Source organism: Shouchella tritolerans, assembly GCF_025770735.1.
In the GTDB taxonomy this organism is placed as follows: Bacteria; Bacillota; Bacilli; order Bacillales; family Bacillaceae_D; genus Shouchella; species Shouchella tritolerans.
The window spans coordinates 1-5,645 of the sequence record NZ_JAODPB010000019.1; the positions used below are offsets into that span (position 1 = coordinate 1).

The following is a 5,645-nucleotide window of genomic DNA, read 5'->3' on the forward strand; positions in this document are numbered from 1 at the left end:
AATTGATACCCCAGGTATCCTTCTACATATTCTTTAATGATTTTCAGTTTAAATTCGTCACTATATTTTGCCACAGAAAAACACCCCAAATGCTAGATTTTTACTCTAACATTTGGGGTGCAGCACCAAGCAACGGGGCTTTTTCTTATTTTGAAGCAACTGTATGTTTCGCTTCGTCTAAGCTTTAATCTTCTATCGGTTTGCATGCCATTAATCCCCCGTAAGGGTTATTACTGAAACTAGGAGAAAAGTATGGTAAGCTTGGTTTCGAGGAGGATTAAAATGGACAAGTTACACTTCTTTTTAGTTACTCATAACATCCAGCCTGATTCTGGCGGTTTAACTATTGCCACATTTAACCAATCAAAGTTGTTTTTGGACAATGGCCATAAGGTCACCGTTACTACATTTGATTATCAGCCTAATTATCAATCTATTTTTAAAGAGCTAACGGATATGGGGAGAGTTTATCCCAGCCTAGAGCACTTAAACAAATTTGAGTATTATAGAAATCAGAACACACTGCCTGATTCAAAACCCACTACTGCTTTATATGAAGCAGAAGCGAATGAAGACGTAGCCTTTTTTTATGAGAGCGATAATAAACGCTATTGCTTTGTGAATGGAACATTAAAAAAAGTGAAAACGTATAATGACGCCAGATTAACGGCTGTTCGTTATTTTGAATTTGGAAATCAACCTTATTTAGAAGTAAACTTTAATGAACAAGGATTTGTCGATAGAAAAGTATGGTTTAACCAAGACGGACACCCGATCCAAGAGTCTTTCTATACAAATGATGATTTCTGTTATGCGACGAGGCATTTTAAGAAGAAAGGCGTTTCTGGGGAATTTTATTTGTTTAACCGTCAAGATGAAAAAGTTTATGCTTTTAAAGGCGCCAAAGCCTTTGATCGACATTGGTTAAATGAACTGGCTGCCAATGAAGCCGCAAATGAAACAAAACCAATTTTCATCGCCCATGGGCAAAATTGCGGCACAAAAGTTGCAGCCATTAACCCTGACCATGCCTTGCGGTTTTTTACTATCCATAGTAACCATCTTGAGGCTCCTTATACGTCTGGAAGTCCTGTGCAGGCTAAGTACAAATCAGTTTTTGAAAACAGACAATCACTTGACGGCCTAGTGGTTTTAACCGAAAAACAAAAACAAGATATATTAGCAACCTTTCCAGGTGAGGATAATATTTACGTCATTCCTAATCCTCTCTCAGTACCAGAGCTCTTTAAGGAAGCCAGAACCCCCCTCAAAGTGATTATGGTTACACGACTAGAGAAAGAAAAACGATTAGATGAAGCCTTGCATGTCTTCTCACTCGTTGTTAAACAACTTCCAGAAGCTACTTTATCCATTTTCGGAAAAGGCGTTGAAGAAGAAAACCTACGGAAACTTATTAAACAGTTAAAACTAGAGAATAATGTCTTCCTAGAAGGATATTCGAGTAATATCCCAAAGGAATTTCAAAAAGCAAGTATTAGCATGTTAACATCCGATTTTGAAGGGTTGCCTTTAGCAGGAATTGAATCTCTTATGAACGGAACGCCGATTGTATCTTACAACTTTAACTATGGCGCTTCCGATATTATCAAGAATGGTATAACAGGATACATTATTGAGGATAATGACAAACAAAAGATGGCCGAAAAGATTATTTACCTATTAGAAAGCCCTGGAGTAGTGGCGGAAATGAGTAAAATAAGCAGAGAAAACATGATTGAAAAATATACAGGGGACGTAGTATATAGCAAATGGAAGAATGTCCTTAAAAGTCTTGTTTCTATTCAAGTATAAAGAAACCCGACGATGGATCCATTCCCTAATTTTGTAGGCGGCTTTCAAGTAAAAGAAACGGCTTTTACTTACTAAAGAGCGCCAGCCATTACAAGAAAGGAAATAAAAAAGCTTCGTGTTCTTAAGAAAGCTGGCTAGGTCGGCCACAAACGTACAGGACAGCAAAAACAGAAATGATTGCTGTCCTGTTTATAATACGGCTAAGGAGAACGCTCGTTACCTCAAGGGCCGCTCCGCAGCAAGAAGTTTTATCCGAATCGTGCCACAAAAGAAGATTTGGACGAGCTGGAACAATTAATTGCCGAGCGACGCAAACGACTTTAAGGCTATGCCTAATAAGCATACGCCTTTTTTATTGGTAGAAATGACCACTATTAAACAGACACTCACTCGCACACAACGCAAACAAACGTTCTTATTTTAGTTCAGAGTAGTGTTTACATGAAAAGTATGGACGATGTTAAAAAAGAAATTTGGCGTGGCAACCTTCTCTGGGAAGGAAGTCGGATGATGCTGCCTGAGCATAAGTAAGCACGGATCGAAATGCAACGTCAGGAAGACAAAGTATCTTTGCATGGCGAGCTTGACGACGACCAGTGGCGTGAGATTGGCAAGGTTGTCATGGACGCTCTTGGTTGTACGGCTCACTTACTGGCAGGATGGCTACTACGTAGAAAAGGATTGTCACATTTACAAAGTAGATGAGCTAAATAAAAGGATTAGGATTGAATACGGACCGTCTGACGACTCCATCCGAGAGTGGATTGACATGAGGGTTATTTATGACGTTCAGCGTATTTAAGTTTTGACCCTCCTAAAAAAGCCCCTGCATAGCAGAGGCATGGAAAGTTTTAAACTTGCTTTTGTTGCCAGTGTTTAGTTTCGCACGCTTTTCTTGGATTCGTGTATTAGTTCTAATAAGGGTATCCAATAACCGATCATAAACCTGCGAGTTAGCTTCGATTTCAGGCATCTACACTTCGTCTGGACTCTTTTCTTCTATTTATGATGTCTGAGTAGCTAATGTGATCGGCATGGGCGCTATCGCCTTGACCCACGTCCAAAAAGTCCACGGTGACTTCAGCGGCATAGACAACGGGTTTCCGCACAAGAGAATGGTGAAGACCAACATAATACCTGCAAGCTCTTTTATATACATGATACTCAAGAAACAGTAATTTGCTCTTTTATAATTTTCAGCGCCTTCTTCTATTTACCGTAGTGTGGCCCGACACCTTTTTCATCCCACAACTCAAGAAGCTGTGAAACAGTTACCATCTGATAGCCTTGCTCCTCTAGTGAGGTCAATAATTGCGGCAATGCATCAGCTGTTGAAGGATGAATATCGTGCATTAATACAATTGATCCTGGCGAAACATTAGACATTACTTCTTCATTTACTGCAACCGCATCACGACTTTTCCAATCAAGTGAATCGACTGACCACATAACAAGAGAATTGCCCATGCCTGATGCTATCTGTTCCACATTACCGTTTGAAGCACCATAAGGCGGACGAAATAAAGTTGTTGCCCTGCCAGTTGCTTTTTCAATAATATCATTAGATTGTTGCATCTCTTCTATAATTTGATTGAATTCTAAGGCAGTTAAATCAGGGTGATTCATAGTATGGTTTCCTATTTCATGCCCTGCTTCCATCACCTTATTGGACAGTTCTGGATAATATTCCACCTGACTTCCAAGCATGAAAAATGTCGCTTTGACATCATGTTTTTTCAATGTATCCAGAATTCTTGGTGTCACTTCCGGATGTGGGCCATCATCGAAGGTCAATGCAACATATTTCCCATCCGAATCAAGTTGCGTATAGTCCTCTGTATACTGTTTTTCTTTTTTGGTCTCTTCTTCGGTAAGTTTTGTATTTAACTTTTTCTCGAATGTTTCGTTCAAGTAGGGCTTGATTTCCTTGATTGGAATTTCCACTTTTATAGAACCTACCGCACCCGCAGCAATTTCATACTCATCAAAATAAAATATCACATTATCCCGGGTGACTGACCACTTCCAGTTGTTTGAATTATTTAACGCCTTCTCTACCTCGTCATCCAATATATAGAGATTGATTTCCTCATTGCTGTGTAGTTTGTTCATAATCAATTCTTGAATATCCTGTATGGAAGATTTATTTAGCTGAAAGACATCATCAATCTGCAGCAATTTGTTTTTATTCAAATCCATGACGAATGACTTCATTTTGGTTATGCCATTTGCTCCACCTGTTATCTGATATGATTGGATTTCAATCGTATAGAGTTTATCAGCTATTTTTTCTGTTTCTACTTGAATATTTAAATGCGCACGAAAATCATTTTCCTCAAGCATGTTTTTCGATTCTTCTATGCTTGATGTGAATTCTTCTTCCTGCTCATCTATCCATTCATTAATGGATTTATTAATCTGTTCATTATCTGTGTACGGTTGACTGACTGATGATGTATAAAGGTCTGTTTCTTTTGTTTTTGTTTCGATGTTCAAGCCTGGATAAACAGTAGAATCTACAATTTTTGCATTTGTTTCATTTGGTTTAAAAGATTCCCCAAAAACCTCATCAAAGACTTTATTTGACCCAATAACAATTCCAGCAAGTAACAAGAGAATAATAATCCAACCTGGTAATTTTATACGTCTAATCATATTGTAAGCTCATTTCCTTTTAAATATTAGTTTAATAGAATGCTAAAAAATCCCTACTCAATTTAATCCAAAAAACAATTTCTGTTCAAGACCTTTTTTATTTTAAAATCCAATTTAAACAAAAAAACACTTTCCGTTCAAGACCTTTTTTTATTTTAAATTTGCATTGAGATTTCCCGGTAACAAAAAAATGGAAAATGGAGAGAGTCTTAATTCATTTGATGAAGTTTTTTGAGAGGGGGTTTAAAATGTAAGCGTTCAATGACCACGATCAAATTGTTTAAGCAACTACACAAACTCAATACTTATGTCCTGATCCCTAATCTAGTTTTAATAAAGCAGGTAACAAAAAATCGGCTTGCTAAAAGAAGATAATTTAAGACATTCAACAGCTTCTCTTTCTTTTAGACCTAATTTATCAAGAAATGCTCGCTTTCTTGTTAAAATGATTGGCGAGGAAAGACAGACACTGTGATGGTCAATGGAGAATTTAAAAATTTACCAAATATGCCTTAAAAAGATCTTGACAAATTGCCTACTTTCATACTTGACATTCTACTTGGTTCTTTTAATATTTTTGAAAAAGATGATTTAGTGGTAACGCCGATAGCTATTTTTTACGAATAAACGATAATTCATCGTGAAGAGATTTTTTCTTTTCTCAAACTCAGTTGCTTTTAGAGATAGAGATTGGCAAATCGAATTCCGAAAAGCAGCATTACTTTTTTTCTCTTTATAAAATCAGCGGTCCGTTGGTTAAGTATAATCGAAGCATCTTCAAACATGTTCCTTTTCATTCTTTGTACCTCCCATAATACTTACGAATAGTATATATTCAGCAAAGACACAAACAGTCAATAATTTAGGCATTCCTTAGTATAGACTGAAAAAGTGAATGCATCTCTGCCTATATTCTGCCAACAAAAAACCCTGCTGTAGCATGGCCTTTTTTAATTGACAACCTTGCCCAACCCCTTTTGAGTATTAGAACCGTAAATGCCATCAACTGTTCTTGGCAAGTGAACGTTCTGGAATCGCTTTACCGACCTTGAATTTGCAGCATTTAACGCTGTCTAGTTTTGTCGAATGAGTACATCCTATGTCACATTCCAGTTATACAGTTACCCTGGAAAACGGCGTTGGTGATATTCTCGACTTTAATACGATGGTAGAAGCAG

At 37.4% G+C, this 5,645-nt stretch carries 3 protein-coding genes; 2 read left to right on the plus strand and 1 reads right to left on the minus strand.

Annotation, left to right across the window (positions count from 1 at the left end):
* Positions 1–282: 282 nt before the first annotated feature.
* Positions 283–1,812: a glycosyltransferase gene (locus N6H06_RS22860; RefSeq protein WP_212953674.1), complete on the plus strand. Its 1,530-nt coding sequence runs from the start codon at positions 283–285 to the stop codon at positions 1,810–1,812.
* Between the two features lie 574 nt (positions 1,813–2,386).
* Positions 2,387–2,614, plus strand: coding sequence for a YolD-like family protein (locus N6H06_RS22865; RefSeq protein WP_263708064.1), 228 nt, complete (start codon positions 2,387–2,389; stop codon positions 2,612–2,614).
* 407 nt (positions 2,615–3,021) lie between these two features.
* Here the strand turns inward: N6H06_RS22865 and N6H06_RS22870 are convergent, their stop codons facing one another.
* Positions 3,022–4,467 (minus strand): polysaccharide deacetylase family protein, encoded by a 1,446-nt coding sequence (locus N6H06_RS22870; protein ID WP_263708065.1) that lies wholly within the window; start codon positions 4,465–4,467, stop codon positions 3,022–3,024.
* Between the last annotated feature and the right edge of the window lie 1,178 nt (positions 4,468–5,645).